30 protein-coding genes are annotated in these 26,193 nt (G+C 63.4%); 18 read left to right on the forward strand and 12 right to left on the reverse strand.

From position 1 onward, the window contains the following. The first annotated feature begins 44 nt into the window (after positions 1-44). Both FJ988_RS04330 and FJ988_RS04335 read left to right on the forward strand, forming a co-directional pair. Positions 45-1,115 (forward strand): branched-chain amino acid ABC transporter substrate-binding protein, encoded by a 1,071-nt coding sequence (locus FJ988_RS04330; protein WP_140815532.1) that lies wholly within the window; start codon positions 45-47, stop codon positions 1,113-1,115. Next, positions 1,115-2,131, forward strand: coding sequence for a P1 family peptidase (locus FJ988_RS04335; RefSeq protein ID WP_140815533.1), 1,017 nt, complete (start codon positions 1,115-1,117; stop codon positions 2,129-2,131). Before FJ988_RS04330 ends, FJ988_RS04335 begins: the two co-directional genes overlap by 1 nt. A 91-nt stretch (positions 2,132-2,222) precedes the next feature. Here the strand turns inward: FJ988_RS04335 and FJ988_RS04340 are convergent, their stop codons facing one another. Next, the gene (locus FJ988_RS04340) at positions 2,223-2,480 is read right to left on the reverse strand and encodes a DUF2171 domain-containing protein (protein WP_140815534.1); all 258 of its coding nucleotides are present in this window, start codon (positions 2,478-2,480) and stop codon (positions 2,223-2,225) included. A 190-nt stretch (positions 2,481-2,670) separates the two neighbouring features. Here FJ988_RS04340 and FJ988_RS04345 point away from each other — a divergent pair, with 190 nt between their 5' ends. Together FJ988_RS04345 and purB are read left to right on the forward strand one after the other, a co-directional pair. Then, positions 2,671-3,198, forward strand: a complete 528-nt coding sequence (locus FJ988_RS04345; RefSeq protein WP_246688431.1) for a hypothetical protein — start codon at positions 2,671-2,673, stop codon at positions 3,196-3,198. A 62-nt stretch (positions 3,199-3,260) separates the two neighbouring features. Further along, positions 3,261-4,568: an adenylosuccinate lyase gene (gene purB, locus FJ988_RS04350; protein WP_140815535.1), complete on the forward strand. Its 1,308-nt coding sequence runs from the start codon at positions 3,261-3,263 to the stop codon at positions 4,566-4,568. Positions 4,569-4,748: 180 nt separating this feature from the next. Here purB and FJ988_RS04355 read toward each other — a convergent pair whose 3' ends face one another. Then, positions 4,749-5,561, reverse strand: a complete 813-nt coding sequence (locus FJ988_RS04355; RefSeq protein ID WP_140815536.1) for a VOC family protein — start codon at positions 5,559-5,561, stop codon at positions 4,749-4,751. Positions 5,562-5,760: 199 nt separating this feature from the next. On the opposite strand from FJ988_RS04355, the gene FJ988_RS04360 reads away from it, so the two are divergent. Together FJ988_RS04360 and FJ988_RS04365 are read left to right on the forward strand one after the other, a co-directional pair. Then, positions 5,761-6,309, forward strand: coding sequence for an alpha/beta hydrolase (locus FJ988_RS04360; RefSeq protein ID WP_140815537.1), 549 nt, complete (start codon positions 5,761-5,763; stop codon positions 6,307-6,309). A gap of 87 nt (positions 6,310-6,396) precedes the next feature. Continuing rightward, positions 6,397-7,611, forward strand: a complete 1,215-nt coding sequence (locus FJ988_RS04365) for an acyltransferase (RefSeq protein ID WP_140815538.1) — start codon at positions 6,397-6,399, stop codon at positions 7,609-7,611. A gap of 113 nt (positions 7,612-7,724) precedes the next feature. On the opposite strand, the gene FJ988_RS04370 is transcribed toward FJ988_RS04365, so the two are convergent. Both FJ988_RS04370 and FJ988_RS04375 read right to left on the reverse strand, forming a co-directional pair. Continuing rightward, entirely contained in the window at positions 7,725-8,510 is a 786-nt protein-coding gene (locus FJ988_RS04370) for an HpcH/HpaI aldolase/citrate lyase family protein (RefSeq protein WP_140815539.1), read from the reverse strand. A gap of 262 nt (positions 8,511-8,772) precedes the next feature. Further along, positions 8,773-9,093, reverse strand: a complete 321-nt coding sequence (locus FJ988_RS04375; protein WP_140815540.1) for a DUF1476 domain-containing protein — start codon at positions 9,091-9,093, stop codon at positions 8,773-8,775. Positions 9,094-9,368: 275 nt separating this feature from the next. Between FJ988_RS04375 and purC the strand changes: the two genes are divergently transcribed. The 5 genes from purC to FJ988_RS04400 all read left to right on the forward strand — a co-directional run bounded on the left by purC (position 9,369) and on the right by FJ988_RS04400 (position 12,224). Further along, on the forward strand, positions 9,369-10,163 hold the full coding sequence (gene purC, locus FJ988_RS04380; protein WP_140815541.1) for a phosphoribosylaminoimidazolesuccinocarboxamide synthase: 795 nt from the start codon (positions 9,369-9,371) through the stop codon (positions 10,161-10,163). 65 nt (positions 10,164-10,228) lie between these two features. Next, complete coding sequence (gene purS / locus FJ988_RS04385; RefSeq protein ID WP_140815542.1) at positions 10,229-10,468, forward strand: phosphoribosylformylglycinamidine synthase subunit PurS; 240 nt, start codon at positions 10,229-10,231, stop codon at positions 10,466-10,468. A 2-nt stretch (positions 10,469-10,470) separates the two neighbouring features. Next, positions 10,471-11,139, forward strand: a complete 669-nt coding sequence (purQ, locus tag FJ988_RS04390; protein ID WP_140815543.1) for a phosphoribosylformylglycinamidine synthase subunit PurQ — start codon at positions 10,471-10,473, stop codon at positions 11,137-11,139. Between the two features lie 37 nt (positions 11,140-11,176). Further along, complete coding sequence (locus FJ988_RS04395) at positions 11,177-11,587, forward strand: hypothetical protein (RefSeq protein ID WP_140815544.1); 411 nt, start codon at positions 11,177-11,179, stop codon at positions 11,585-11,587. 7 nt (positions 11,588-11,594) lie between these two features. Continuing rightward, a complete protein-coding gene (locus tag FJ988_RS04400; RefSeq protein ID WP_140815545.1) occupies positions 11,595-12,224 on the forward strand; it encodes a Pr6Pr family membrane protein in 630 nt (209 codons plus the stop codon). Here the strand turns inward: FJ988_RS04400 and FJ988_RS04405 are convergent. Beyond that, positions 12,213-12,560 (reverse strand): DUF1127 domain-containing protein, encoded by a 348-nt coding sequence (locus FJ988_RS04405; RefSeq protein WP_407067752.1) that lies wholly within the window; start codon positions 12,558-12,560, stop codon positions 12,213-12,215. The genes FJ988_RS04400 and FJ988_RS04405 overlap by 12 nt on opposite strands. Between FJ988_RS04405 and FJ988_RS04410 the strand changes: the two genes are divergently transcribed. The 6 genes from FJ988_RS04410 to FJ988_RS04435 all read left to right on the forward strand — a co-directional run bounded on the left by FJ988_RS04410 (position 12,559) and on the right by FJ988_RS04435 (position 19,186). Then, a complete protein-coding gene (locus FJ988_RS04410; RefSeq protein WP_140815546.1) occupies positions 12,559-13,968 on the forward strand; it encodes a PLP-dependent aminotransferase family protein in 1,410 nt (469 codons plus the stop codon). The two genes, FJ988_RS04405 and FJ988_RS04410, sit on opposite strands and share 2 nt — an antisense overlap. Before the next feature lie 151 nt (positions 13,969-14,119). Further along, positions 14,120-16,351 (forward strand): phosphoribosylformylglycinamidine synthase subunit PurL, encoded by a 2,232-nt coding sequence (gene purL, locus FJ988_RS04415; protein WP_140815547.1) that lies wholly within the window; start codon positions 14,120-14,122, stop codon positions 16,349-16,351. Beyond that, on the forward strand, positions 16,348-16,872 hold the full coding sequence (locus tag FJ988_RS04420; protein WP_140815548.1) for a hypothetical protein: 525 nt from the start codon (positions 16,348-16,350) through the stop codon (positions 16,870-16,872). Before purL ends, FJ988_RS04420 begins: the two co-directional genes overlap by 4 nt. Before the next feature lie 189 nt (positions 16,873-17,061). Continuing rightward, complete coding sequence (locus tag FJ988_RS04425) at positions 17,062-17,295, forward strand: BolA/IbaG family iron-sulfur metabolism protein (RefSeq protein ID WP_112098545.1); 234 nt, start codon at positions 17,062-17,064, stop codon at positions 17,293-17,295. 150 nt (positions 17,296-17,445) lie between these two features. Further along, positions 17,446-17,781: a Grx4 family monothiol glutaredoxin gene (gene grxD / locus FJ988_RS04430; protein WP_059185116.1), complete on the forward strand. Its 336-nt coding sequence runs from the start codon at positions 17,446-17,448 to the stop codon at positions 17,779-17,781. A 181-nt stretch (positions 17,782-17,962) separates the two neighbouring features. Beyond that, positions 17,963-19,186 (forward strand): multidrug effflux MFS transporter, encoded by a 1,224-nt coding sequence (locus FJ988_RS04435; protein WP_246688443.1) that lies wholly within the window; start codon positions 17,963-17,965, stop codon positions 19,184-19,186. Positions 19,187-19,223: 37 nt separating this feature from the next. Here the strand turns inward: FJ988_RS04435 and FJ988_RS04440 are convergent, their stop codons facing one another. From FJ988_RS04440 to FJ988_RS04455, 4 genes are all read right to left on the reverse strand, one after another. Further along, positions 19,224-20,051, reverse strand: coding sequence for an inositol monophosphatase family protein (locus tag FJ988_RS04440; protein ID WP_140815550.1), 828 nt, complete (start codon positions 20,049-20,051; stop codon positions 19,224-19,226). Next, positions 20,041-20,931: a tRNA 2-thiocytidine(32) synthetase TtcA gene (gene ttcA, locus FJ988_RS04445; protein ID WP_140815551.1), complete on the reverse strand. Its 891-nt coding sequence runs from the start codon at positions 20,929-20,931 to the stop codon at positions 20,041-20,043. Before ttcA ends, FJ988_RS04440 begins: the two co-directional genes overlap by 11 nt. A 109-nt stretch (positions 20,932-21,040) precedes the next feature. Then, entirely contained in the window at positions 21,041-21,658 is a 618-nt protein-coding gene (gene rpsD / locus FJ988_RS04450) for a 30S ribosomal protein S4 (protein WP_140815552.1), read from the reverse strand. Positions 21,659-21,887: 229 nt separating this feature from the next. Continuing rightward, complete coding sequence (locus tag FJ988_RS04455; protein ID WP_140815553.1) at positions 21,888-22,070, reverse strand: DUF3008 family protein; 183 nt, start codon at positions 22,068-22,070, stop codon at positions 21,888-21,890. 116 nt (positions 22,071-22,186) lie between these two features. Here FJ988_RS04455 and FJ988_RS04460 point away from each other — a divergent pair, with 116 nt between their 5' ends. Beyond that, complete coding sequence (locus tag FJ988_RS04460; protein ID WP_140815554.1) at positions 22,187-23,578, forward strand: RNB domain-containing ribonuclease; 1,392 nt, start codon at positions 22,187-22,189, stop codon at positions 23,576-23,578. On the opposite strand, the gene murI is transcribed toward FJ988_RS04460, so the two are convergent. The 3 genes from murI to FJ988_RS04475 all read right to left on the reverse strand — a co-directional run bounded on the left by murI (position 23,579) and on the right by FJ988_RS04475 (position 26,028). Then, positions 23,579-24,379 (reverse strand): glutamate racemase, encoded by an 801-nt coding sequence (gene murI / locus FJ988_RS04465; protein ID WP_140815555.1) that lies wholly within the window; start codon positions 24,377-24,379, stop codon positions 23,579-23,581. 116 nt (positions 24,380-24,495) lie between these two features. After that, entirely contained in the window at positions 24,496-24,954 is a 459-nt protein-coding gene (locus FJ988_RS04470; protein ID WP_140815556.1) for a hypothetical protein, read from the reverse strand. 231 nt (positions 24,955-25,185) lie between these two features. After that, on the reverse strand, positions 25,186-26,028 hold the full coding sequence (locus FJ988_RS04475) for an RNA methyltransferase (protein ID WP_140815557.1): 843 nt from the start codon (positions 26,026-26,028) through the stop codon (positions 25,186-25,188). Between the last annotated feature and the right edge of the window lie 165 nt (positions 26,029-26,193).

Here is a 26,193-nt window from a genome sequence, read left to right on the forward strand (position 1 = left end):
GTGCCGGACCTATACTCCCCGGCACGGAGGATTTCATCGCCCGAATGCGACTTCTCACGACGACATCAGCCGCGCTGCTCTTGCTGTCGCTGGCCGCGAATGCTGACGCCGAGGTTCTGATCGGCGTTGCAGCACCACTGTCCGGTCCGTCGGCCATACTCGGCAAACAGGTCGAGAACGGCGCCGAGCAGGCGGCCGAAGCGAACGGCGTGACCGTGAAAGCCGTTGACGACGCCTGCACCGCCGATGGCGGCGCGGCGGCGGCAAAGGAATTCGCGGCCGAGAAGGTCAATGTCGTCGTCGGTTTCCTCTGCACCGACGCGATCGAGGCGGCGCTGCCGATCCTCAAGGACGCCGACATTCCGGTTATCACAGTCGGGGTACGCACCGAGAGCCTGACCGACCGCCGCGCCAAGACCGGCTGGCCGGTCTATCGGCTCGGGCCGCGCGGCGACGATGAGCGCAATGCGGTTGCGACCAACCTCACCCAACTCTGGCGCGACGACCTGTTCGCCATCGTCGATGACGGCACCATCTATGGCCGCGAGATCGCCGAGACGTTCCGCGCCGCGGCCGAACAGGCAGCCTTGAAGCCGGTCTTCACCGACACGTTTCGGCCGCAACTCGACAACCAGATCGGGCTTATCGGCCGTTTGAAGAAGGCCGGCGCGACGAAGGTGTTCGCCGGCGGCGACGGCGATGACGTCGCCATCATGGGCCGCGACGCCGCGCAACTCGATACCGCCATCACCTTCGCCGGCGGCGAAAACCTGCGCACGCCGCCAGGCGACGTGCCCTACGCCACCGGCACGCTGATGATCGCGCTGCCGGAATGGCAGGAGGTCGCCGACCCCAAGCTCGTCCAGGCCTTCACTGCAAAAAACATCGTGCCGGAGGGCTACACGCTGCCGGCTTATGCCGCGGTCGAGATCGCCAAGGCGGCGCTCGCCGATGCGCAAAACTCCGGCAAACCGCTTGCCGAAGCGCTGACTGGGCATGATTTCACCACCGCGATCGGTGCCGTCCGCTTCGACGAAAAAGGCGACCTCAGCCAGAACCCTTTCCGCCTCTTCCGCTTCGACGGCACGCATTTCGTGCCTCTGGAGACGAAGTGATGTTCCGCAGCGGCCCGCGCAATCTGATCACCGACGTCGCCGGTCTTCGCGTCGGCAATGCCGAAGACCATAGGTTGAAGTCCGGCGTCACGGTGGTGCTCTGCGACGAGCCGGCTGTGGCCGGCGTCCAGGTGCTTGGCGGCGCGCCCGGAACGCGCGAGACCGACCTGCTCGAGCCGCAGAATTCGATCGCCGCGATCCACGCCGTCGTGCTGTCCGGCGGTTCCGCCTTCGGCCTCGACGCCGCCTCCGGCGTGCAGGCGGCATTGCGCGAGAAGAACATCGGCGTCGAGGTCGGCGGCTTCCGGGTGCCGATCGTGCCGGCCGCCATCCTGTTCGACCTTCGCAATGGCGGCGACAAGGACTGGGGCCGATATCCACCCTACCGCGAGCTTGGCTACGAGGCGGTCCAGGCAGCAAGCGTCGATTTCAGTATCGGTACGGCGGGCGCCGGCACCGGCGCGCTGACCTCCGGGCTGAAAGGCGGCCTTGGTTCCGCTTCGACCGTGCTCGACAGCGGCGTCACCATCGGCACGCTTGCCGCCGTCAACCCGACCGGCTCGGTGACGGTCGGCCGCAGCCGACATTTCTGGGCGGCGCCCTTCGAGATCGACGGCGAATTCGGCGGCCTGGGCCACCCGGAGGCGCTGCCGGAGGATGCCAGGAAGATCTTGCTGAAATACCGCGACAGGCGCGTCGGCGGGCAGGCCGAAGGCAGCAGCACCACGATCGCCGTCGTCGCCACCGATGCCGTCCTGACCAAGGCCGCCGCCAAGCGGCTGGCGATCGCGGCGCATGACGGTTTTGCCCGCGCCATCTGGCCGACGCACACGCCGGCCGATGGCGACCTTGTCTTTGCGCTGGCGACCGCCAGGAGCGGCATCGAGCTCGATGCCGACGCCGCGATCGACCTGTTCGCGGCCGCCGGCGCCACTATGGCGCGCGCCATCAGCCGAGGCGTGCATGCGGCGACGCCCGCCGATGGCGATTTATTCCCTGTCTGGTCGTCGCGCTGACCGAAGCAATTCCAGGAAAAGTGTGCAGCGGTCAGGCTCGGCGTCTTCGCCGTTGCTTCCGTCCGGAATTGCTTCAATCCGACAACACCGATCAGGTCGGACCGGATTTCTCTTCCTCGAAGGTGACAGCGACATCCGAATTGGCCGACAGCCATACCTTGCCGTCCTCGACCTCCGCAAAGAGCGCGATCGGGATGTAGTGATGGTGCCCTTTGTGCGAGCCCATGCCGCTATCGTCCCTGGTGAGCTTGATGCGGTCTCCTTCCACCTTGTCGACCGTGCCGATATGGACGCCGTCGGCGCCGATCACTTCCATATGCCCGCGTATCTTGCTGACGTCGGTGGTCATGTTGCTTCTCCGCTGGATGGCCCTTTGCCCGTGAGATGCAAGGGCCGACAATAACAAACGAGCGCCGGTTTGGATGCATGTGGGTAGGTCTCGTTCATCATGGCGTGATAGGCATGACGCGCATGAGACATATCCGGACAAACACGATGGCTGCCATCCGCCGACGCCAGGCGAGAGCCGGCGCGACCCGTTGCCTGTGATCGACCTGTCGCAAACAGCCTCGTACCGGCGTGCCAGCGACCGCTTGCGCGATGCGTTGCCCTCAGCGGCAACGGTCATCATCGGCGCGCTGGTTTGGGCAATCGCGATGGGCGTCAGCGCCTTGCTCAATCTGACGCTCGACGCTTGGGAAACGTCCGACAGGGTGCGGTTGGTCGCCCTGCTTTATGCGCTCGGCGGCGCGCTTGCCTTGCCGGTCGGGCTGACCCTTGCCCGGCTGGTCTCGCGCGGCCGCCCCTGGGAAACCGCTTTTGCCGCCACTTTCGTATGCCTGCTCGGCACCACGCTCGCTTTCACCGGCGGCCTCTTCGCACTGCAATATCGCTCCTATTACGCCGAATGGCATGCGCCGGCGCTGACGCTCACCTGGGCCTTCGAATTCGCCTTCACCGTATTGACGGCGCTCTATCAGTTCGTCGTGCTTGGCGTGCGGCTCTATTTCCCGCTGGGCTTCGCTGCCCTGATCGCCGCCAGCATCTGGTTTGCACGGCGACGTTGAGCATCGGGCCGGCCTCTGTTAGGACGCGGCCGACGCTTCTCCCAGGCAGGACGCAAAAAAATATGATCCCTCGCTATTCCCGGCCGGACATGGTCGCCATCTGGTCGCCGGAAACCCGGTTCCGCATCTGGTTCGAGATCGAAGCACATGCCTGCGATGCGCTGGCCGAATTGGGCGTCATCCCGAAGGAAGCGGCACGGACCATCTGGGAGAAAGGCGGCGCGGCGAAATTCGACGTCGCCAAGATCGATGAGATCGAGCGCGTCACCAAGCATGACGTCATCGCCTTCCTCACCCATCTGGCCGAGTTCGTCGGGCCGGATGCCCGCTTCATCCACCAGGGCATGACGTCGTCGGATGTGCTCGACACCTGCTTTGCCGTGCAACTGACGCGTGCCAGCGACATCTTGCTTGCCGACATCGATGCGCTGCTGGCGGCGCTCAAGCGCCGCGCCTTCGAATACAAGGACGCCGTCACCATCGGCCGCAGCCACGGAATCCATGCCGAGCCGACCACTTTCGGCGTCAAGCTGGCGCAGGCCTATGCCGAATTCTCGCGCTGCCGCGAGCGGCTGGTGCACGCGCGGGAAGACATTGCGACGTGCGCCATCTCAGGCGCGGTCGGCACCTTCGCCAACATCGAGCCCTATGTCGAAGAGCATGTGGCTGCAAAGCTCGGGCTGAAGCCGGAGCCGGTTTCGACGCAAGTGATCCCGCGCGACCGCCATGCCATGTTCTTCGCCACGCTCGGCGTCATCGCCTCGTCGGTCGAGCGTCTCGCCGTCGAGATCCGCCATCTGCAGCGCACCGAGGTGCTGGAAGCCGAAGAGTATTTCTCGCCGGGCCAGAAAGGCTCGTCGGCGATGCCGCACAAGCGCAACCCGGTGCTGACTGAAAACCTCACCGGCCTCGCCCGCATGGTGCGCTCGATGGCGCTGCCGGCGATGGAAGACGTGGCGCTCTGGCACGAGCGCGACATTTCGCATTCCTCGGTCGAGCGCATGATCGGCCCCGATGCGACGGTGACGCTCGATTTCGCCCTGGCGCGGCTGACCGGCGTCGTCGACAAACTGCTCGTCTACCCCGAGAACATGTTGAAAAATCTCAACAAGTTCCGCGGCCTCGTGCATTCGCAGCGTGTGCTTCTCGCGCTGACCCAGGCCGGCTTGTCGCGCGAGGATTCCTACCGCCTGGTGCAGCGCAACGCCATGAAAGTCTGGGAGCACGGCGCCGATTTCCTCGAGGAACTGCTTGCCGACAAGGAAGTGACGGCAGCGCTATCGGAAGCCGAGCTGCGCGAGAAATTCGACCTCGGCTACCACACCAAGCATGTCGACACGATCTTCAAGCGGGTGTTTGGCGAAGCCTGACCTTTCCTTCTCCCCGTTCACGGGTAGAAGGTGCCCGAAGGGCGGATGAGGGGCGGCGCCGACGTGGGTGATCATCCCACCCATCGGCTCTGCAGCCGAAAAGACAATCTCAGAACTGGGCGCTGCCCCTCATTGCCCTGCCGGGCATTTCTCCCCGTAAACGGGGAGAAAGAAGCTGTGTCAAGCCTTCCCAGGCACAGTCCGGATCACCGTACCCCACGGGTCTTCCCGCGAAGTCTCCGCCTTCACATTGTCCGAGCGCATCTCGACCCAGGCCAGGCCCGCGCGAGACGGATCGCGCCTTCCCGCACCCGAACTGCGCCAGGCATTGGCGCCGATATGATGGTGGTAACCGCCCGAGGACAGGAACACCGCCTGGCCGCCATACTTCGCCACCGTGTCGAAGCCGAACTGCTCGTGCCACCACGCTTCGGCTTCCTCCGGCCGGCCGACGCGCAGGTGCACATGGCCAATAATGGTGTTTTCCGGGGCGCCCTGCCAGCCGGCGTCACCGGCCGGCACGCTGGCCACCACCCCCGGCAGGTTCAGCCGCTCGGTTGCCATCGCGATCTGGTCGCCATTCCATTTCCAGTCCTGCGGGCGGCGGTCGGCATAGATCTCGATGCCGTTGCCTTCCGGGTCGGTCAGGTAAAGCGCTTCGCTGACCAGATGGTCCGAAGCGCCCTCGATGCCGATCCGGTTGGCGGCGGCGTGGCTGATCCAGCGGCCGAGATCGGCGCGCGACGGCAACAGGAAGGCCGTGTGGAAAAGCCCGGCGCTGCGCGGATCGTCGGGCTTGGCCGCCGTATCCTGTTCCAGCACCAACAGCGGACGGTCGGCGGCGCCGAGCGTGATCGCGCCATCGGCGCGGCTCAGTTCCTGCAGGCCGACGACGGCGCGGTAGTAGGCAGCAAGGTTTTCCGCGTCGCGCGCCTTTAACCCGACGCGCGAGACGCTGACCGGGGTGGTCGCGGCAAAAGGCAGTTCGCTCATCAAATTCTCCATCGGGGCAGCGCTGCTCCCCAAGGGAGTCTCCAGGCCGCCGGTCAATTGTTCTTCGTTGCCTCCAGAAATCGTCGATCGCGATCGTTCACACAAGACAGTAAGAATCGAACAGGTTGTTCACGATTGTGATCCAGATCGCCACTCGAGCAGGGTTGCAGGCGGCAAGGCCGCTCGCTACATCGGCGGCATGAAAGTCAAAGACGCAGATATTCTGATCGTGCCGGGCTACACCAACTCCGGCCCCGAGCACTGGCAGACCCGCTGGCAGTCGAAGTTGTCGACGGCGCGCCGGGTCGAGCAGGCCGAATGGTCGAAGCCGGTGCGCGAGGACTGGACGGCGAACGTCGCCAACGCCGTCAACGAGGCCGAGCGCCCCGTCGTGCTCGTCGCGCATTCGCTAGGAGTCGCCGCGGCGGTGCAGGCGATCCCGCAATTCAAGAAGCCGGTCGCCGGCGCCTTCTTCGTGGCCCCGCCCGACGTTTCCAATCCAGAAATCAGGCCGAAGCATCTGATGACCTTCGGCCCTTATTCCCGCGATCCATTGCCCTTCCCGTCGATCGTCATTGCCAGCCGCAACGATCCGTTCTGCGCCTTCGACGTCGCCGAGGACATCGCCGCCGCCTGGGGATCGCTGTTCATCGACGCCGGGGAAGCCGGTCATCTCAACCAGGACGCCGGCTTCGGCCCCTGGCCCGAGGGTTCGATGACTTTTGCCAAATTCCTGACGGAACTTTAGCCCGCGAGCGACTGCTCTCGCGCAATTCAGCCTTTGGGAACCAGTGAGAGCATATCTTGGTATGCTCTACCGAAGATCTTCCGTCCGATGAATCTGGCTGCTCCGCTGATCAAGGGTTGTGATGTGCAAAAGGACGATTCGCTCGAATTCGTGCGCGGCGCTGCGGCGATCGTCGTGTTGTTCTGGCATAGTCTCTTGGGCTTTGCTCCCGCGGCAAGTGGCACTTTCGCTGAAGGGCCAGCCAATTCGCTACAGACAAGCATCGCCTTCATTCTCTTCAACGGTCAATCGGCGGTTTACCTGTTTTTCGTCCTATCTTCGTTCGTGATTACGCGGCGCTATTACAGGAGCCGCGATCCACGCGATTTGCTCCTTGGCGCCCTCAAGCGCTTGCCACGATTGGCCGGGCCCGTGGTCGTTACCGTGGTCGGATCTTGTCTGATCTATAAGCTCGACCTTTATTTCTTCAAGGAAGCAGGCGCGCTGACCGGTTCGCCGTGGCTGGCTAACTTTGCCCACTCGCCGAAGGTGCTTTCGCCAGAATCCGCGAGCCTGCTAGATGCCGTGCAGCAGGGCAGTTGGCGTGCTTTCGTTCTCGGCGACAACTACTACGACACCAGCCTGTGGACGATGTGGTACGAGTTCTGGGGCAGTCTGGGTATCTTTGCGCTCGCACCAATCATCTTCTCCGCGAGGGATCGAACGCCTATCCTCTCCTGGTGCATTATTGCCTTGGCTATATGCCTGGCTGCGAGAACCAACTACACCTTCATTGCCTTTCTTGCCGGTATTTCGATCTATCTTCTGCTTGAGCAGAGCTGGCGTCCATCAGGATGGGTACGGTTTGCACTCATAGCGACATCCCTGTTTCTGCTCGGCTACGCCGGAAATGCGGTCGGCATATACCGCCCTCTGGATGTTGTTGAGTTCGTCACCGCATCTCCATTGATGCGTCAAACCCTTGTCGCCACGTTTGCCAGCGTAATGCTGGTTTACACCTTGCTGACTATCGATTCCCCGCCGTCTTGGATGACCGGAAAACTGGCTCGCTTCCTCGGCGACCTGTCTTTTCCGCTCTATCTCGTCCATGTACCGATCATATGTTCGCTCGGGTCTGGGATATTCTTGGCCAGTGGCTCCGCAATGCTCGGCGCAATCGTTGCGATGTTGGCATCCATCGCAACGGCATTGCCGCTTGTCGCGTTCAACAAAAGGTGGGTCGAACTGCTCGATATGGTAGTGGCCAAGCTGAGAAGCGGCGGAAGGTTAGTTGCCGTCGAGCAAGCAGACACCGGTAGATAACGACTGATCCCTAATGCATGTCGCCCAAAAGTGATATCGGTTTTGGGAGAACGACATGCGTAAAAACAAGGACCTAAAGCGCGTCGCCTGACTCCGTTTCAACGCGACGCGCTTTAGCCAGCTCTCGCGGGCTCTATGGAATCCCGCATGCTCTTCAAAAGCGTCTTGGCCCCGAGCGAGATCAGCGTGTGGTCCGAGCCCATGGCCAGCAGCCGGTAACCCATCGCCACCATGCGCCCGGCGACCGCCGGCTCGATGACATAGGTCGCAGCATGCTTGCCGGCCTTGCGCGTCCGCTCGGCGATCGACGCCACCGTTTCCATCATGCTTTCCAGCGTCGAATTGATGGTCGCGCCGTTCGACCAGGCGATCGAGAAGTCCGACGGACCGACGAAGATGCCGTCGATGCCGGGCGTGTCGAGGATACCGTCCAGCGCCTCGAAGGCCGCGCGCGTCTCGACCATCGCGAAGGCCATGGTGCGCTGGTTGGTGTCGCGCAGCCATTCGGCGTGGTCGCCCTTGCCGTGGCGCGGAAAAGCGTAGGTCGGCCCCCAGGAGCGCTCGCCCATCGGCGGATATTTCATCGCGGCGGCGAAGAGCCTGGCATCGGCTACCGAGTTCACCATCGGCGCGATCACCGCCTCGGCGCCGAAATCGAGAGCGCGGCTGGCCATGTCGAAGCGGCCGACCGGAATGCGTACCAGCGCCGGCTTGTTGGCGGCAAGTACCGGCACAAGACCGCGCAGCACGCTGTCCTCGTGATGGCCGCCATGCTGCATGTCGAGGGTGACGGCATCGAAACCCTGCTTGGCGATGATCTCCACCGTCAGCGCATCCGGTACGCCGGACCAGGCGGTGAAGAGCGTTTCATCGGCGGCCAGGCGGGATTTCAGCGACATCGGAACTTTCCTTGTTAACGAGCGCATCGGCCCGAAAATCGGGATCGATTTTCGGAAAGCACGATGCGCCAACTCAAAGCGTTGGAGCGTACTTTGTGCGTCCAAATGGACGCACGTCGCTCCAATGGAGTTTCAGCCGGAAACGGGGCCAAAGGCAAAGAAAAACCGCCCGGGTTGGCCGGGCGGTCGATTGGTCCAGTCATTCTTTCGCTACGGGTGCCACAAACGCAAGACACTTTTGCGGGACCCTGCTTCGACCGGGTCAGGTGTTCTTGATCTGCTCGATCGCCTGCGCCATCAGCTCGTCCATGGTGCGGCGGATCTGATGATCGGACTGGTTGACGCCCGCGGCGTCGAAATCCTTGCGGATCTTGCGGAAGACGTCATGGTCGCCGGCTTCCTCGATATCGGAAACCACCACTTCCTTGGCATAGGCCTCGGCATCGGCGCCAGATTTGCCGAGCTTTTCGGCTGCCCACAGACCGAGCGCCTTGTTGCGGCGTGCCGAGGCTTTGAAGCGGAGTTCCTCATCGAAGGCGAATTTGCGCTCAAAACCCTCTTCGCGGTCTTTCATGCTGTTCATGACGTCCTCCGGTGAGATCCGATTCGCTTGGCTTGGAATATGTGTGGTGGGCAAGCACAAATCAAAAGGCCGCGAGCCGGTCAATATGCTTCGTCGCATGCTGCACTGCGGCATTTCGGTCCCGAAAGCGGTTGATTCGCCGGATTTGCCGATTGAGCAAACAGGGCGATTGCGATAACACCGGCATTGAACGCTCCCGTCGCCATACTAATTTAGGCAGACGGACAGGAAATCGGTCACTTGCCGCCTGCCCGCAGACCCAGAGAAAAAATCAGATGAAAAATCGCCGCCGCATTTACGAAGGCAAGGCCAAGATCCTCTATGAAGGGCCGGAGCCGGGGACGCTGATCCAGTTCTTCAAGGATGACGCCACCGCCTTCAACAAGAAGAAACATGAAGTGGTCGATGGCAAGGGCGTGCTCAACAACCGCATCTCCGAGCACATCTTCAACCATTTGAATCGCATGGGCATTCCGACCCATTTCATCCGCCGGCTCAACATGCGCGAGCAGCTGATCAAGGAAGTCGAGATCATCCCGCTCGAAGTCGTCGTGCGCAACGTCGCCGCCGGCTCGCTGGCCAAGCGCCTCGGCATCGAGGAAGGCACGATGCTGCCGCGCTCGATCATCGAATTCTACTACAAGGCCGATGCGCTGGACGACCCGATGGTGTCGGAAGAGCACATCACCGCCTTCGGCTGGGCAAGCCCGCAGGAAATCGACGACATCATGGCCCTGGCCATCCGCGTCAACGATTTCCTCTCCGGCCTGTTCATGGGCGTCGGCATCCAGCTCGTCGATTTCAAGATCGAGTGCGGCCGCCTGTTCGAGGGCGACATGATGCGCATCGTCGTCGCCGACGAGATTTCGCCGGATTCCTGCCGGCTGTGGGACGTCGCCACCCAGGACAAGCTCGACAAGGACCGTTTCCGCCGCGACATGGGCGGCCTGGTCGAGGCCTATCAGGAAGTTGCCCGCCGTCTCGGCATCATCAACGAGAACGAGCCGCCGCGCCCGACCGGCCCGGTGCTCGTCGCCTCTTCCGAGCCGCCCAAGGGCCTCAAGCACTAATTTGCCGACATGGGCCTGCCGGCATAGGCAGGCCCTTTCCTAACGACCGACACTCAGGAGTATCGATGAAAGCCCGTATCACCGTGACCCTCAAGAACGGCGTTCTCGATCCGCAGGGCAAGGCGATCGAGCATGCGCTGTCCGGGCTTGGCTTCGACGGCGTCGGCCAGGTGCGCCAGGGCAAGGTCTTCGACATCGAGCTGACGGCAACCGACAAAGCCAAGGCCGAAGCCGAGCTCACGGCCATGTGCGACAAGCTTCTGGCGAACACGGTGATTGAGAACTACGCGGTGGAGATAGCCTGACAATGAAATCAGCCGTCGTCCTTCTGCCGGGCCTCAACCGCGACCGCGACATGATCGCGGCGCTGACCAAGATTTCCGGCCAAGCGCCGGCAACGGTCTGGCAGACCGACACCGAGATCCCCGATGTCGACCTGATCGCGATTCCGGGCGGCTTCTCCTTCGGCGACTATCTGCGTTGCGGCGCGATCGCGGCGCGCATGCCGGTAATGCGGGCGGTCGCGGAGAAAGCGGCCAAGGGCGTCACCGTCATCGGCGTCTGCAACGGCTTCCAGATCCTGGTCGAGGCCGGCCTGCTGCCCGGCGCCCTGATGCGCAATTCATCGCTGAAATTCGTCTGCCGGCAGGTGAAGCTCGAGATCGCCAACGCCAACACCATGTTCACCCGCCGCTACCAGCCGGGGCAGATCATCCGCTCGCCGGTGGCGCATCATGACGGCAATTACTTCGCCGATGCCGAAACCCTCGCCCGCCTCGAGGGCGAAGGCCAGGTGGTGTTCCGCTATGCCGAAGGCACCAATCCCAACGGCTCGATCAACGACATTGCCGGCATCGTCAACGACAAGGGCAATGTGCTTGGCCTGATGCCGCATCCGGAGAACCTGATCGAGGCAGCGCATGGCGGCAATGACGGCCGGGCGCTGTTCGAAAGCGCGCTCGGCGTTGCTGCCTGATCCTTTGAAAATCCCAGAACGCGGGGGCGGACCGACCATGAGACCGACGATTGCTCGCCCTGCTCTTCTGGCCGTTGCGGGGTTTGCCTTGGTTTCCTGCCAGTCCAGCCCCAAGACAACGCCGGTCCCGTCCGGCAAAAGCGCCTCGCTGCTTGCCATGGAACAGGTCGCGATCGCCGCGCACAAATGCTGGATCGCCAGCAAGGATCCGGCCTTCAAGTCCTATCAGATGGCCAATGAGCTGAATTCCTTCAGCGGCACGCCGCGCTTCCTGCTGGTGCCGGCCAAGCACTATGGCGGCAAGCCGCTGCTGGTCGTGCAGGCGCAGGGCAATTCCAGCCGCGTAGACGTGTTCGGGCCGCTGATGAACGATCCGCTGGGCGCCCGCATCGGTTCCGACATAGCCCGCTGGCAGGCCGGCAATCCGTCCTGCACGGCCGCGGCGTGAGATTGCCATGGGCCGGTTCCTGCAGATCGCGGGACTGGTCATTGGGCTGATCGCGCTTGTCCTGCAATTCGCCATAAGCATTCCGGCGTCGATCGCGGCCGGGCGAAGCTTGCTTGGCTCGATCGTCTTTCTGTTCAGCTTCTTCACCATCCTGACCAACATCGCCGCTGTTCTGGTGCATGCTGCGCTGATATCGCCGAGCGGCTATGCCTGGTTTCCGGCCTTCGCCGGCAAGCGTATGCGCGCCGGTGTCGCCGTCGCCATCACTTTGGTCTTCATCGTCTATGCGACGGTGCTGTCGGGCCTGTGGCAGCCGCAGGGCCTGTTCCTGCTTTGCGATGTCTTGCTTCACTATGTGACGCCGCTGATCTTCGTGCTGTGGTGGCTGATCGCCGGCGCGGATGGCACGACACGCTGGCGCGACATCTCCTGGTGGATGATCTACCCGCTCGCCTATCTCGCCTATGTGTTGATCCGCGCGCCTTTCGCCGGCGAAGTGCCCTACCCGTTCCTCGATGTCGCCAAGAATGGTGCGGCCAGCGTCGCCTTGGCGTCGCTGGCCGTCACCGCGCTGTTTGTCGGACTGAGCGTGCTCGCCGTGCTTGTCGACCACGGCGTCGCACGGCTACGGAAGTGACCGCTCCCACATCGGCCTGATGCCTTCGCGGTGCGCATCGCAACGCGAGACGCCGATGTCCTTGAGCTGCTCGTCGGTCATCTCCAGCAAGGCCAGGCGGCTGCGGCGACGCTCCAGCATCGCGTCGATCTGGCTGGCAACAGAACCGAGCACGACGACGAGACGGTTCACGAAACCGCCGCGAAGCGGCGTCGAGGCCCTTGCTGTCGGGTCGGCATAGCGAATTGTCTCAATTGTATCCATTGTCATTGCGCCTTGTTTCGATTGTACCCTTTCAATTTCCGGCTCGATATGAATTGACTCATCGCGCGTTGCAATATAGAAAATTGTCACCATGACAAATTGGCTCCCTGATCTCTCCGCCGGCGCCGGTCCTCTCTATCAGCGGCTTGCTGACAGCATTGAGTCAGATATCGACAAGGGCGTCATCGATGCGGGCGCCAAACTGCCGCCGCAGCGCGACCTCGCCTATGACATCGGCACGACGGTCGGCACGGTCGGCCGCGCCTATCAGCTGCTGCGCGAGCGTGGGCTGGTCAGCGGTGAAGTCGGACGCGGCACCTATGTGCTTGCCCAACACGCCGAGGCGCCGAAACCCGACGTCGAGCCAAGCTTGCAAGGCACGCGCCCGATCGACGCGCCGAGCGGCAAGCTGCGCTTCGACAGCACCGCCGCGCCCGATGTCGGCCAGGGCGCGGTGATCGCCGACATCCTGGCGCGCACGGCGCAGGAACACCCGCACGACATTTCAAGCTACACGCGCGATTTCCCCGAACGCTGGTACGAGGCCGGCAGCCGATGGCTGGCGCGCAACTCCTTCCGCCCCTCGCCCGATTCGATCGTTCCCACGATCGGTACGCATGCCGCGGTCATGGCGGCGATCGCGGCGCTGACCATGCCCGGCGACTACGTGCTCTTCGAGCACCTCACCTATTCGCAGATCGCGCGCAGCGCGGGGCTGATCGGGCGCCGCATCGCGCTGGTCGCCAGCGACGAACAAGGCATCGACCCGGAGGATTTCGAGCGCGTCTGCGCGCAGAAGCATCCCAGGATGATGTTCCTGATGCCGACAGCGAAGAACCCGACCTTGGTGACCATGCCGGCCGAACGGCGGCAGGCGATCGCGCGGATCGCGCGCGAATACAATGTCGCGCTGATCGAGGACGATCTCTACGGCGAATTGACCGACGACCCGACGCCGCTGCTTGCCGAATACGCGCCCGAGCGCACGATCGTCGCCGGCGGCCTGTCGAAATCGGTCGCGGCGGGCGTGCGCGGCGGCTGGCTTTCCTGCCCGCCTGCCTATCGCCATCGCATCCGCGTCGCCCATAAGATGATGACCGGCGGCCTGCCTTTCCTTTTGGCGGAGCTCGGCACCAGGCTGGTGCTGTCCGGCCAGGCAAGCGACATCCGCAAGCGCTGTATCGCCGATATCCGGCTGCGCCTTGCCCTCGTGCGCGAGACGCTGGCCGGGTTCGACCTCAGGTCGCGCGACAATGTCCCCTTCGTCTGGCTGACCTTGCCGGATCCGTGGCTCTCCGGCACCTTCAAGAAGGCCTGCCTGGAGCATGGCGTGCTCATCGACGACGAGGACGAGTTCAAGGCCGGCCGTTCCGAGCAGGTCTTCCACAGCGTCCGCTTCGGCATCTCGCAGCCGCGCCAGAGCAACGATGTCGCTGGCGGCGTCGCCGTCATCCGCCGCCTGCTCGACGAAGGCCGCGCCGGCTACGACAGTTTTTCCTGAATTCGCTGCCCCGATCGCATTGCCGGGGAAATGCGCCGATGCGGCAGTTTTCCGGCATTTTCGTCATCCGATGGGGTGTATCGCGCGAAAAGCTTGCGATAAGAGGAGGACTCAGAAAATCCCCCTCTCCCACGGACAAAAATCGCCGCTCATGACCATTTCCAATTCCGTGCCGATCACCCCGGAACTGATTGCCGCGCATGGGCTGAAGCCCGACGAATACCAGCGCATCCTCGATCTGGTCGGACGCGAGCCGAGCTTCACCGAGCTTGGCATCTTCTCGGCGATGTGGAACGAGCACTGCTCGTATAAGTCTTCGAAGAAATGGCTGCGCACGCTGCCGACGACCGGCCCGCAGGTCATCCAGGGCCCGGGCGAGAACGCCGGCGTGGTCGACATCGGCGACGGCGACTGCGTCGTCTTCAAGATGGAGAGCCACAACCATCCCTCCTACATCGAGCCCTACCAGGGCGCGGCGACCGGCGTCGGCGGCATCCTGCGCGACGTCTTCACCATGGGCGCGCGGCCGGTCGCGGCGATGAACGCGCTGCGCTTCGGCGCGCCGGACCATCCCAAGACCCGGCATCTGGTCGCCGGCGTGGTTTCGGGCGTCGGCGGCTACGGCAATTCCTTCGGCGTGCCGACCGTCGGCGGCGAGGTCAATTTCGACGCCCGCTACAATGGCAACATCCTGGTCAACGCCTTCGCGGCCGGCCTCGCCAAAACCGATGGCATCTTCCTGTCTGAGGCCAAGGGTGTCGGCCTGCCGGTCGTCTATCTCGGCGCCAAGACCGGCCGCGACGGCGTCGGCGGCGCCACCATGGCCTCGGCCGAATTCGACGACAAGATCGACGAGAAGCGCCCGACCGTGCAGGTCGGCGACCCCTTCACCGAAAAATGCCTGCTGGAGGCCTGCCTCGAACTGATGGCGTCGGGCGCAGTCATCGCCATCCAGGATATGGGCGCGGCCGGCCTCACCTGCTCGGCCGTCGAGATGGGCGCCAAGGGCGACCTCGGCATCGAACTCGATCTCGACAAGGTGCCGGTGCGCGAGGAGCGCATGAGCGCCTATGAGATGATGCTGTCGGAAAGCCAGGAGCGCATGCTGATGGTGCTGCGCCCCGAGAAGGAGCAAGAGGCCGAGGCGATCTTCCGCAAATGGGGGCTCGACTTCGCCATCGTCGGCAAAACCACCGACGATCTGCGCTTCCGCGTCATCCACCAGGGCGACGAGGTCGCCAATCTGCCGATCAAGGATCTCGGCGACCAGGCGCCGGAATATGACCGTCCCTGGGTCGAGGCGAAGAAGCCGGCGCCGCTGGCCGCGAACGATGCGCCCAGGGCCGATGTCGCCGACGCGCTGCTCAAGATGCTCGGCGGTCCGGACCTCTCCTCGCGCCGCTGGGTTTGGGAACAATATGACACGCTGATCCAGGGCAATTCGCTGCAACTTCCCGGCGGCGATGCCGGCGTCGTGCGCGTCGAAGGCCACGCGACCAAGGCGCTCGCTTTCTCCTCCGACGTCACGCCGCGCTATTGCGAGGCCGACCCTTACGAAGGCGGCAAGCAGGCTGTCGCCGAATGCTGGCGCAACCTGACCGCCACCGGCGCCCTGCCCCTTGCCGCCACCGACAACCTCAATTTCGGCAATCCCGAGCGGCCCGAGATCATGGGCCAGTTCGTCGGCGCGGTGAAAGGCATCGGCGATGCCTGCCGCGCGCTCGGCTTCCCGATCGTTTCCGGCAATGTCTCTCTCTACAACGAAACCAATGGCCGCGGCATCCTGCCGACGCCGACCATCGGCGGCGTCGGGCTGATCGCCGACTGGTCGAAGATGGCCAGGATCGGCTTTGCCGCCGAAGGCCAGATGATCGTGCTGGTCGGCGCGCCGGCGACCTGGGGCAGCCATCTTGGCCAATCCGTCTATATGCGCGACATCCACGGCCGCGCCGACGGCCCGCCGCCGCCGGTCGACCTCGCACATGAGAAGCGCGTCGGCGACCATGTGCGTGCGCTGATCGCTTCCGGCATCGTCACGTCGGCGCATGACGTCTCCGACGGCGGCCTCGCCGTGGCACTCGCCGAAATGGCAATGGCGTCGGGCATCGGCGCCACCATCCCCGGGCTCACCGGCACCGACCCGATTCCGGTCTGGTTCGGCGAGGATCAGGGCCGCTATGTGTTGACCTTGTCGATCGACCCGCAAAGCAGCGAATGGGACAAGATCCGCAAGGAACAGGAGAAGCTCGGCATCTTCGCGCCATGGATCGGCACCACCGGCGGCAGCGCGCTGAAGCTCGGCGATGCCCGCGCGATCGCGGTCAGCGACTTGACCGCGGCGCATGAAGGCTGGTTCCCGCGCTTCATGGATCAGGCCAGTTGAACAAAGTGGCTGCCAAGGCGCTGATCGCTGTCGTCTTCTGGCCGTCGCTGTTCTTCTTCTGGTTCCTCGGACCGTTCGCCTTTCTCCTGTTGTCGACCACCTCGAGCGAGATGTGCCCGCGGCTGGAAACCCGCGCAGAGTTCCTGGCAGCGGCCAACGCGGCGCTGCCGATAATTGTCCTGCAGACCCTGCTCTACGCGGTTCCGATCGCATGCCTGGTGCTGTGGGATCGGCTCTCGCCGGAGCCGGCGCGGGCACGGCATGTCGCGACCTCAATCAAGCTTTTCATCGTCGCCGCGATCATCGGAGCGGTTTGGGATTATGGCTCGTCCCTGGTCTGCGACGGCTATGGCCAGCCCTTCTTCTCGTCGGCCTGGCGGATGACCGGCTATCTTCCGATCGTCGGCCTGCTGATCAACATCCCGCTTTACATACTGACCTTCAGCCTCGGCCGCGCATTCTCGACCCGCGACGACATCACCGAAGACGGCGTGGTTCATTCCGGGCAGGACGAGCCTTAGAGCAATTCCAGGAAAAGTGTGAGCGGTCTTCCGTCCGGAATTGCGTAAAAAACAAGGACATAGAGCGGTTCGCCGTTTCCGTGAAACGGTGAAACGCTCTAGGCTTCAATCCGCACAGGAAAGGCTTTAGGCTCGCGAGTCACAGTACATAGGTCCGCCTAGCCGCCGCTTAGAAAACAGGATTCCGCCATGGCAATGGATGCCCACGACATCGAAAAACTGATCAAGGAAGGCATTCCGGACGCCAAGGTGACGATCCGCGATCTCGCCGGCGACGGCGACCATTACGCGGCCGAGGTCGTTGCGGAGAGCTTTCGCGGCAAAAGCCGCGTGCAGCAGCACCAGATGGTCTACAACGCGCTGAAGGGCAATATGGGCGGCGTGCTGCATGCGCTGGCCCTGCAGACCAGCATTCCCGACTGAGCGTATCGCCACTCAAGGCTTAGCCCAAAACGGCTCATCCCTTGCGCCATCGAGGTCGCGTCGCGGCTAACGTCTTGTTTCGGCCCATCTCTGGGTTTATTTGATGGATATGCTTCGAGCCTGACTCCCACAGGCGTGAAAGGATCGTCCATGACCGGCATCAACGACTACATCGACAACGAAGTGAAGAGCAACGACGTCGTGCTCTTCATGAAGGGCACGCCCGGCTTCCCGCAATGCGGCTTCTCCGGCCAGGTGGTGCAGATCCTCGACTATATCGGGGCCGACTACAAAGGCGTGAACGTGCTTGACTCCGCCGAACTGCGCCAGGGCATCAAGGACTATTCCAACTGGCCGACCATCCCGCAGCTCTACGTCAAGGGCGAGTTCGTCGGCGGTTGCGACATCGTGCGCGAAATGTTCCAGGCCGGCGAATTGCAGGACTTCCTGGTCGAAAAGGGCGTCAGCGTCAAAGGCGCTGCCTGATCGCGCCGGCGACCGGCCGGCAAGCGCTATTTGCGGGGCTGCCCCACCTCGCCATTGTAGTTCTCGGCTATGAGAACGAGACGAATTGATGCGCCGGCACTCCGGCGCATGTTCGTTTGAAGAATTGGATTTTGCGGTGGACAAGCAGGCAATAGCGCAGCAATCGGCAACACGCTTGCCCATTCCGCGCTGGGAATTCATTGCGCTCTGCGCGGCGCTTATGGCGCTCAATTCTCTGGCCATCGACATCATGCTGCCGGCGCTGCAGCAGATCGGCGCCTCGCTCGGCGTCGAAAGCGAAAACCACCGCCAATATGTCATCACAGCCTATATGCTCGGCTTCGGCGGCGGGCAGCTTCTCTTCGGGCCCGTCTCGGATCGCTACGGGCGGCGCGCGCCACTGGTCTTCGGCCTCGTCGTCTATGTCGTGGCTGCGGCCGCCGCCGCCATAGCTCCAAGTTTCGCCCTGTTGCTGACCTGGCGCCTCATACAGGGCATCGGCGCCGCCGCTACCCGCGTCATCGCCGTTTCGATCGTGCGCGATACCTTCGATGGACGCCGCATGGCCGAGGTAATGTCGCTGATCTTCATGGTCTTCATGGCCATTCCCGTCATCGCGCCCGGCATCGGCCAGTTCGTCATGCTCTTCGCAAGCTGGCACTGGATCTTTGTCACCATGGCGGTGGGGGCACTGATTGTTTCCGCATGGTCGCTGCTGCGCCTGCCGGAGACGTTGCATGCGGAGTATCGCCGACCGCTTACGGTCAGCTCGGTCATCGGCGGCTTCCGCATCGTGCTGACCAATAGGGTTACGCTTTGCTATGCCTTCGCCAGCACCTTCATCTTCGCCGCCATGTTCGGCTTCATCAGCTCGGCACAGCAGATCTACATCGACATCTTCCATGTCGGCGAATTGTTCCCGCTGATCTTTGCCGGTGTCGCCGGCGTGCTTGCCTTCTCGAACTTTCTCAATTCGCGACTGGTCGGGCAGATCGGTATGCGCCGCCTGTCGCAAGGCGCGCTGCTTATCTTCCTGTGTATCAGCCTTGCCTGGCTGGTCGTCTCGCTTGAAATGCAGATGCCGCTCTGGCTGTTCGTGACGTTCTTCGCCAGCGCGATGCTGCCTTTCGGCGGGCTGGGCGCGAATTTCAACGCTTTGGCCATGGAGCCGCTTGGCGAGCTTGCCGGCACGGCGGCATCCATTCTCGGTTTCATGCAGACTTTTCTTGGCGCCCTTATCGGCGCGGCGATCGGGCAAGCCTATAATGGCACGGTCACGCCTTTGGCGGCCGGCTTCTGCAGCGTCTCGGTCGCGGCGCTGTTGATGATCCTGATTGCCGAGCGCGGCAGGATGTTCCAGCCGCAGAATGCCCCTGTTTCAGGGCACATTACCGACCTTCATTAGACTGCTGGCTTGACGGCGGCTGGAGCCGGCACAGGGTTCAGTCGGCCCAGAGCTCGCGGCGCAACTCTTCCCAGCTTTCTCTGTTCGGCGCCACCAGCAGGCCACCATCGACATGCGACGGCAGATAGGTACTGCCATCGACGCGCGCGGCGTAACCGCCCGCTTCCTGATGGATCAGCGCGCCGGCGAGGTGATCCCAGGGCATCAGCTTGTTGTAGAGGACGAAATGCGCATGGCCGCTGGCCAGAAGCCGATATTCATACGCCGCGCAGCGATAGGCGAATTGCGACAGCGCCTTGGTCTGGTTGCGGGCAAGCTTCGAACGCTCCGGCTCCTCGAGAAACTGCCAGGAGACCGCGCCCGTCATCTGCGAGAGCGGCACAGGCGCCGCGACGCGCACCTTCTCCAGCGCGCCATGCGCATGGCGTATATGGCTGCCCGCGCCCTTGGCGCCGATCAGCCAATCCTTGCCGACGGGATCGTGAATGATGCCGGCAACCGTCTCGCCGTTGACGACCACCGCCAGCATGACGCCGAACAACGGCAAACCGGAAGCAAAATTGAAGGTGCCGTCGACCGGATCGATGACGAAGGCAAGCTTGGCATCGCCAAGGCCGGAAAGCAGCGCCGGATTGTCCGAGCAAGCTTCTTCACCGACAATCATGGCGCTCGGATAGCGTTCGCGCAACCGGGCGGTGATCAGCCGCTCGGCGTTCACATCCGCCTCGGTCACCAGGTCGGCGGCCGATGTCTTCTGGCGGACATCGCCCTCGCCCAGCCGGCGGAAGCGCGGCATGATTTCTGCCCTGGCGGCATCGGCGAGAAGCTCGGCCAGCCAATCGATCGAACGGTCGTCAAATGTCATCTGATGTGTCTTGTCCTGGGCTGGCGCCGAGCGCGGCGAAGTCGAAGAGTTTCCTGTCCATGAGATGCGAAGGCCGCACATTGGTCATGGCGCGGATCATCGTGTCCTTGCGGCCCGGCATGCGCTTCTCGATATCGTCGAGCATCGCCTTCATGGCATTGCGCTGCAGCCCTTCCTGGCTGCCGCACAGATCGCACGGAATGATCGGGAATTTCATCGCGTTGGCGAATTTTTCGAGATCCGCTTCCGCGCAATAGGCAAGCGGCCGCAGCACCACGACGTCGCCTTCGTCATTGAGAAGCTTGGGCGGCATGGCGGCGAGACGCCCGCCATGGAACAGGTTCATGAAGAAGGTTTCGAGGATATCCTCGCGGTGATGGCCAAGCACCAGCGCCGAGCACCCCTCTTCCCGCGCGATACGATAGAGATGGCCGCGGCGCAGCCGCGAGCACAGCGAGCAATAGGTGCTGCCTTCCGGCAGCTTGTCGGTCACCACCGAATAGGTGTCCTGGTATTCGATGCGGTGCGCTATGCCGTTGGCGTTGAGATAGTCCGGCAGGATGTGTTTCGGAAAATTCGGCTGGCCCTGGTCGAGATTGCAGGCGAGCAGCTCGACCGGGAGCAGCCCGCGCCATTTGAGGTCTAGCAAAAGCGCCAGCAGGCCGTAGGAATCCTTGCCGCCGGACAGCGCCACCAGCCAACGTTCACCGGGCTTGACCATGGCGAAATCCTCGATCGCCTGGCGCGTCAGCCTGAGCAGCCGCTTGCGCAGCTTGTTGAACTCGACCGAGGACGGCACGTCGCGGAACAGCGGATGGAAGCCGCCTTCGGCATCCTCGCCGGTCGGCTCGAGGGTTTTGACGTCTGGAAGCATATTCATGGCGCTGATGCCCCACGGATCTCGTTGCCGCCCGGCTTAACGGACTAGGCTAACAAAGAAAAGGCCGCCTCGATGGGCGGCCTTTGATATTGCGGCTGATCGGGTTCGATCAGCGCGAATAGAATTCGACGACCAGGTTCGGTTCCATCTGCACGGCGAACGGAACGTCCGACAGGCCGGGAACGCGGGCGAAGGTCGCAACCATCTTGTTGTGGTCGGCTTCGATATAGTCCGGCACGTCGCGCTCGGCGAGAGCAACCGACTCCAGCACGATGACGAGCTGCTTCGACTTCTCGCGCACTTCGACGACGTCGCCCGGCTTGCAGCGGTACGAGCCGATGTTGACGCGCTTGCCGTTGACGTTGACGTGGCCGTGGTTGACGAACTGGCGGGCGGCGAAGATGGTCGGAACGAACTTGGCGCGGTAGACGACCGCGTCGAGACGCGACTCGAGCAGACCGATCAGGTTCTCGGAGGTGTCGCCCTTGCGGCGATTGGCCTCTTCATAGACTTTGCGGAACTGCTTTTCCGAAACGTCGCCATAGTGACCCTTCAGCTTCTGCTTGGCGCGCAGCTGCAGGCCGAAGTCGGAAAGCTTACCCTTGCGGCGCTGGCCGTGCTGGCCGGGGCCGTACTCACGCTTGTTGACCGGGGACTTCGGGCGGCCCCAGATGTTTTCGCCGAGACGGCGGTCGATCTTGTATTTCGCGGATTCGCGCTTGCTCATCGCATTCCCTTTCAAAACAATATACCCGGAACCCCACGGCTCCGGGTGAAGGAAACGCGCCCTCCTCTGGCCTCCGTTTTCGAGACCTGACAGGGTTTCCCACGCAAAGCGACGGAAAACCCACGGGACACGTCAAAAGAAACCACCGGGCGTCGCCACCCGGTGTTGGTGGGCCTGTTAAACGCAGACTTGACCGCTGTCAAGCTTCGGCTGACTGCGGCATCGCAGCCTAAGACCCCTTAGCCGGCAGCCCCTTGCGCTTGGTCTCGGCGAATTCCTCGAGCTGCTTTTCGCTCATCGAGTCATACATTTCGCGCGAGGCGCCCTTGAGTTTGCTTTTTCTGGTCTCGCCGCGCTTGGCGGAGAGTGCCGCGCCGGCGGCTTTCTGCTGGGCTTGCGATGTGGCAGGCATGGCGGTTCCTCCTTGCTGTCAGGAGAGAACGCGGCGCGGCGCGGGCAGTTCCGGCGCTGTTGCCTCCCGGCAAACCGACCTTTCCGTCTCCTAAACCCCAGTGTAGGACGGACAGCATGAAATCGCTGACCGATCCCTCACAAGCGCTTGCCGCCGGCCTCGCGAAGATCCGCACCGAGTTCCATGTGCCAGACGGATTTCCGCCCAACGTCATGGCTACGGCCGAGGCGGCGGCCAGGCGCGTGCCCGACCAGCATGCCCACCGCACAGCGATGCCCTTCGTCACGCTCGATCCGGCAAGTTCCACAGATCTCGACCAGGCGTTCTCGATCGAGGCGAGCGGCAGCGATCTTCTGCTGCATTATGCCATTGCCGACGTGGCCTGGTTCGCCGAGGACGGCGGCGCCGTCGATCAAGAGGCCTGGAACCGGGGCGAGACGCTTTATCTGCCCGACGGCAAGGCTGGGCTCTACCCGCCGGTCATTGCCGAGGGCGCGGCAAGCCTGCTGCCCGACGGCCCGCGCCCGGCGATCGTCTTCACCGTCCGGGTCGCCGAGGACGGCGCGGTGAAATTGGACGGCGCTGAACGAGCGATCATCAAAAGCCGCGCCAAGCTCGCTTATGACAGCGTGCAGCCCTCCGACCTTCCGGCCGGCTTCGCCGAACTGTCCCAGCGCATGGCGGCCAACGAAGAGCGGCGCGGCGCTTCGCGCGTCGATCCGCCCGAACAGGAAGTGGAAAAGCTGGCCGACGGCAGCTTCCGGCTTTCGTTCAGGCCGCTGCTCGAATCCGAGCAGGACAACGCGGCGCTTTCGCTCGCCGCCAATATGGCGATCGCCGACGCCATGCTGGCGCACAAAACCGGCTTGTTCCGGGTGATGTCGGGGCCTGACGCCTCTCAAGTGCAGAGGCTGCGCAACGCGGCGCAGGCGCTCGGCCTGCCCTGGCCGGCCGCCATCGGCTTGCGCGACTATCAGCGCACGCTTGACCCGGCCGATCCGAAACAGGCGGCATTGATGCTGGAAATCCGCCGCGCCGGCAACGGCGCCTCCTATCAGCCCTATCAGGAAGGCGTGGTCCCCTGGCATGAGGCGATGGCGGCGACCTATGCCCATGCCACCGCGCCACTCAGGCGGCTCGCCGACCGCTATGTCGTGCGCTGCGCGCTGGCCATCGCCAATGGTCAGCCCGTGCCGCAAGCCGTCACCGACGCCTTCGCGAGGTTGCCGAAGGTGATGGGGCGTTCGGGTGCCCGCGCCTCGCAGATCAACCACGCGGCCATCGATCTTGCCGAGGCGGTGATGCTGCAAGGGCGCGAGGGCCAGACGTTCAAGGCCGTCGTCACCGACATCACCGATCACGGCGTGCGGGTTCAGCTTGCCGACATGGCTGTCGTCGCCAATGTGAAGGCCTCCGGGCTTAGCCAAGGCGACGCGCTGACGCTTAAGCTGGTCGCGGCCGATCCGGATCGGCGCAGCGTCGTGTTCGAACCTGCGGCGGCAGGTTGACTATCTCACAGCCAGACCAAAGCCCTGGATCAGGCGCCTGACGGCGAAGTCTGCTTTGCCTGAGGTGAAGACGGCGATGTCGGGCTCATTCTCGCCTGAAGGTTCGCCGAGAGGCTTGAGCAGCGACATGGCGCGCCGCGCGATCGCTTCAGCCGGATCGATCCAGTCGACCGGCCAGGGCGCCGTCTTGCGCATGCGGTTGGCGAGGAACGGATAATGCGTGCAGGCAAGCACGACGATGTCGGTGCGGTTGCCGTCACGCTCGATGAAGCATGGCGCGATCTCGGCGCGCACGGCCTCTTCGTCGACAAAGCCCTCGCGCATGTAGGTTTCTGACAACCCGGCCAGCCGGTCGCTGCCGACCAGACGCACATGACATTTCTGCGCCCATTTGCTGATCAGGTCGCGCGTGTATTGCCGCTTCACCGTGCCCGGCGTCGCTAGCACGGAAACCAACCCGGAGCGCGTGCGTTCGGCTGCCGGCTTGATTGCCGGCACGGTGCCGACGAAGGGATGATCGGGGAATTTTTCGCGTAGCGCATCGATCACCAGGGTCGAGGCAGTGTTGCAGGCGATGACCGAGATCGCCGGCTGGAAACGCTCGAGCAATTGGCCGAACAGGCCCAATATGTGGGCGTTGAGCGCGGGCTCTTCCCAGGCGCCGTAAGGAAACGCCGCGTCGTCGGCGACATAGATGAAGCGGCGGTCCGGCATCAGCACGCGCGCCTCGCGCAGCACTGTCAGCCCGCCGACGCCGGAATCGAACATCAGGATCGGGCGTTGGCTTGATCGATCGTTCATTGTCATGCGCTCACGAGAAGACGGCGGGCCATCAACTGGCCACCCGCGCTTCTATCTCGAACGATCTTGGTCTTGAAGAGGCAAACGCCAGCAGCTTTTGCGCAGTCTCGCCTTGCTCAGAGTCCACGCTTGCCGAAACCGGCCGGCCGCGGCCGGCCGAAGGGCTGCGGCGCCGGCGGCACACGCGGTGCGGAGGCTGTGCCGCGCGGGGTCGCGGCGGCAGCGCTGGCGGCCACACGGCTGGAACCGGACGACGCCGGCATCGGACCGTCGAAATCGAAGGTCGAGATCAGGTCGTCGACATCGCTGCCGACGACCGGCTTCGCCCACAGGATCGTGCACCACAGGCCGAATATTGACAGGCCAAGCAAATTGAGGCCGCCGGGCACGCTCTCCGGATCGCCGAAATTTATGACCAGCAGCGTGCCGGCCTGCAGCAGCGCGAAGAAGCCGGACAGAACAATGTACCCCCACACGATCCAGCGCTTGCCGTTGGCGTCACGGCTACGGCGCCAGGCAATGTTGCCGCGCAATGCAACGAAGATGAGCGAGAATACCAGGACGGCGCCAGCCATGCCTTGACGCGACGGACCAGGCGCTGAGTTGATCAAACCTTCGAAACCGATCGTGCCGACAATACAGGCAACGATCACCACACCCTCGGCAAAAGACAAGCCAAGCGAGTAAAGGAAGAAGCGCATCCGACCAATATTGGACGTAAACATATGCCACCCCCATCGTTGCAATAAGGATGGATCGCAACCGAATAAGATTCGGTTACTTCAAATGCTCGGAGCTTACCGATTTTAACTTTCTTTGTCTGTCTCGCGACTTCGCGCCGGGGCTCGTCTCGGGTCGTCGCCCGGCGAACCATCGCCGCGCGGCATGGCCGGCGAGAACCGGTCGAGCGACGAGATGATGCCGCGCAGGACTTTCAGCTCCGGCTCGGCGAAGCCGGCGCGCGTCAGCACGGCGCGCAGATTGTCGACCATTTTCGGCTTCTTCTCTTCCGGCCGGAAGTAACCGCGCGCCTCAAGCGCGCCTTCCAGATAGGTGAACAGGCTGTGCAGCTGTTCCTTGGTGGCCGGCACAAGGTCCGGTCCGGAGAAATTGGTCTGGGTCTCGTCGGCAAGGCCCGACTTCATCCACTCATAGGACATCAAAAGCACCGCCTGCGCGATGTTGAGCGAGGAAAAGCCCGGCTCGACGGGAAAGGTGACGATCTCATCGGCGAGCCCGACCTCGTCATTGTAGAGGCCGAAACGCTCGCGGCCGAACAGGATGCCGGTGCGCTGCCCATCCTGGACCCGCGTTCGCAGCGCCCTGCCCGCCTCCACCGGACCGCGAACCGGCTTGAAGCCGTCGCGCTCGCGCGCCGTGGTTGCGAAGACGAAGTTGAGGTCGGCGACCGCCGATGCCAAATCGTCGAACACAATTGTGGCGTCGATGACATGGTCTGCGCGGCTGGCGGCGGCGCGCGCCTTCTCGCTCGGCCAGCCGTCGCGCGGCTTGACCAGCCTTAGCTCGGACAGGCCGAAATTCGCCATGGCGCGGGCCACCATGCCGATATTCTCGCCGAGCTGCGGCTCGACCAGGATGATCGCCGGGCCGGCGGATAAGGTCTTGGTCGTCTCTTCGATGGCGGGCATGGCTGTCGGTAACCAGGGTTTGCGGCGTTTCGGCGTCCCCCTGCCACATCCGGCCCGGAAAATGAAGCATTCACAACAGCGGCACGCCTGCGTGAGCGCATGGATCGCGGTTTGCGCGCTGAAAAAGCCTTTGGTATACGCTCCGCAACCCCGGCCGAAAGCCAT

The sequence above is a fragment of the Mesorhizobium sp. CU3 genome (assembly GCF_006442965.1).
Classification (GTDB): Bacteria; Pseudomonadota; Alphaproteobacteria; order Rhizobiales; family Rhizobiaceae; genus Mesorhizobium.

Coding starts and splice junctions, on each gene's coding strand:
- FJ988_RS04395 (WP_140815544.1), top strand. CDS start 11,177: ATGAGACCGACGATTGCTCGCCCTGCTCTTCTGGCCGTTGCGGGGTTT.
- FJ988_RS04400 (WP_140815545.1), top strand. CDS start 11,595: ATGGGCCGGTTCCTGCAGATCGCGGGACTGGTCATTGGGCTGATCGCG.
- FJ988_RS04365 (WP_140815538.1), top strand. CDS start 6,397: ATGAATCTGGCTGCTCCGCTGATCAAGGGTTGTGATGTGCAAAAGGAC.
- FJ988_RS04410 (WP_140815546.1), top strand. CDS start 12,559: ATGACAAATTGGCTCCCTGATCTCTCCGCCGGCGCCGGTCCTCTCTAT.
- FJ988_RS04360 (WP_140815537.1), top strand. CDS start 5,761: ATGAAAGTCAAAGACGCAGATATTCTGATCGTGCCGGGCTACACCAAC.
- purB (WP_140815535.1), top strand. CDS start 3,261: ATGATCCCTCGCTATTCCCGGCCGGACATGGTCGCCATCTGGTCGCCG.
- FJ988_RS04340 (WP_140815534.1), bottom strand. CDS start 2,480: ATGACCACCGACGTCAGCAAGATACGCGGGCATATGGAAGTGATCGGC.
- FJ988_RS04330 (WP_140815532.1), top strand. CDS start 45: ATGCGACTTCTCACGACGACATCAGCCGCGCTGCTCTTGCTGTCGCTG.
- purC (WP_140815541.1), top strand. CDS start 9,369: ATGAAAAATCGCCGCCGCATTTACGAAGGCAAGGCCAAGATCCTCTAT.
- grxD (WP_059185116.1), top strand. CDS start 17,446: ATGACCGGCATCAACGACTACATCGACAACGAAGTGAAGAGCAACGAC.
- FJ988_RS04370 (WP_140815539.1), bottom strand. CDS start 8,510: ATGTCGCTGAAATCCCGCCTGGCCGCCGATGAAACGCTCTTCACCGCC.
- FJ988_RS04460 (WP_140815554.1), top strand. CDS start 22,187: ATGAAATCGCTGACCGATCCCTCACAAGCGCTTGCCGCCGGCCTCGCG.
- ttcA (WP_140815551.1), bottom strand. CDS start 20,931: ATGAATATGCTTCCAGACGTCAAAACCCTCGAGCCGACCGGCGAGGAT.
- purQ (WP_140815543.1), top strand. CDS start 10,471: ATGAAATCAGCCGTCGTCCTTCTGCCGGGCCTCAACCGCGACCGCGAC.
- rpsD (WP_140815552.1), bottom strand. CDS start 21,658: ATGAGCAAGCGCGAATCCGCGAAATACAAGATCGACCGCCGTCTCGGC.
- FJ988_RS04375 (WP_140815540.1), bottom strand. CDS start 9,093: ATGAACAGCATGAAAGACCGCGAAGAGGGTTTTGAGCGCAAATTCGCC.
- FJ988_RS04470 (WP_140815556.1), bottom strand. CDS start 24,954: ATGGCTGGCGCCGTCCTGGTATTCTCGCTCATCTTCGTTGCATTGCGC.
- purL (WP_140815547.1), top strand. CDS start 14,120: ATGACCATTTCCAATTCCGTGCCGATCACCCCGGAACTGATTGCCGCG.
- FJ988_RS04455 (WP_140815553.1), bottom strand. CDS start 22,070: ATGCCTGCCACATCGCAAGCCCAGCAGAAAGCCGCCGGCGCGGCACTC.
- FJ988_RS04355 (WP_140815536.1), bottom strand. CDS start 5,561: ATGAGCGAACTGCCTTTTGCCGCGACCACCCCGGTCAGCGTCTCGCGC.
- FJ988_RS04440 (WP_140815550.1), bottom strand. CDS start 20,051: ATGACATTTGACGACCGTTCGATCGATTGGCTGGCCGAGCTTCTCGCC.
- purS (WP_140815542.1), top strand. CDS start 10,229: ATGAAAGCCCGTATCACCGTGACCCTCAAGAACGGCGTTCTCGATCCG.
- murI (WP_140815555.1), bottom strand. CDS start 24,379: ATGAACGATCGATCAAGCCAACGCCCGATCCTGATGTTCGATTCCGGC.
- FJ988_RS04425 (WP_112098545.1), top strand. CDS start 17,062: ATGGCAATGGATGCCCACGACATCGAAAAACTGATCAAGGAAGGCATT.
- FJ988_RS04475 (WP_140815557.1), bottom strand. CDS start 26,028: ATGCCCGCCATCGAAGAGACGACCAAGACCTTATCCGCCGGCCCGGCG.
- FJ988_RS04335 (WP_140815533.1), top strand. CDS start 1,115: ATGTTCCGCAGCGGCCCGCGCAATCTGATCACCGACGTCGCCGGTCTT.
- FJ988_RS04405 (WP_407067752.1), bottom strand. CDS start 12,560: ATGGTGACAATTTTCTATATTGCAACGCGCGATGAGTCAATTCATATC.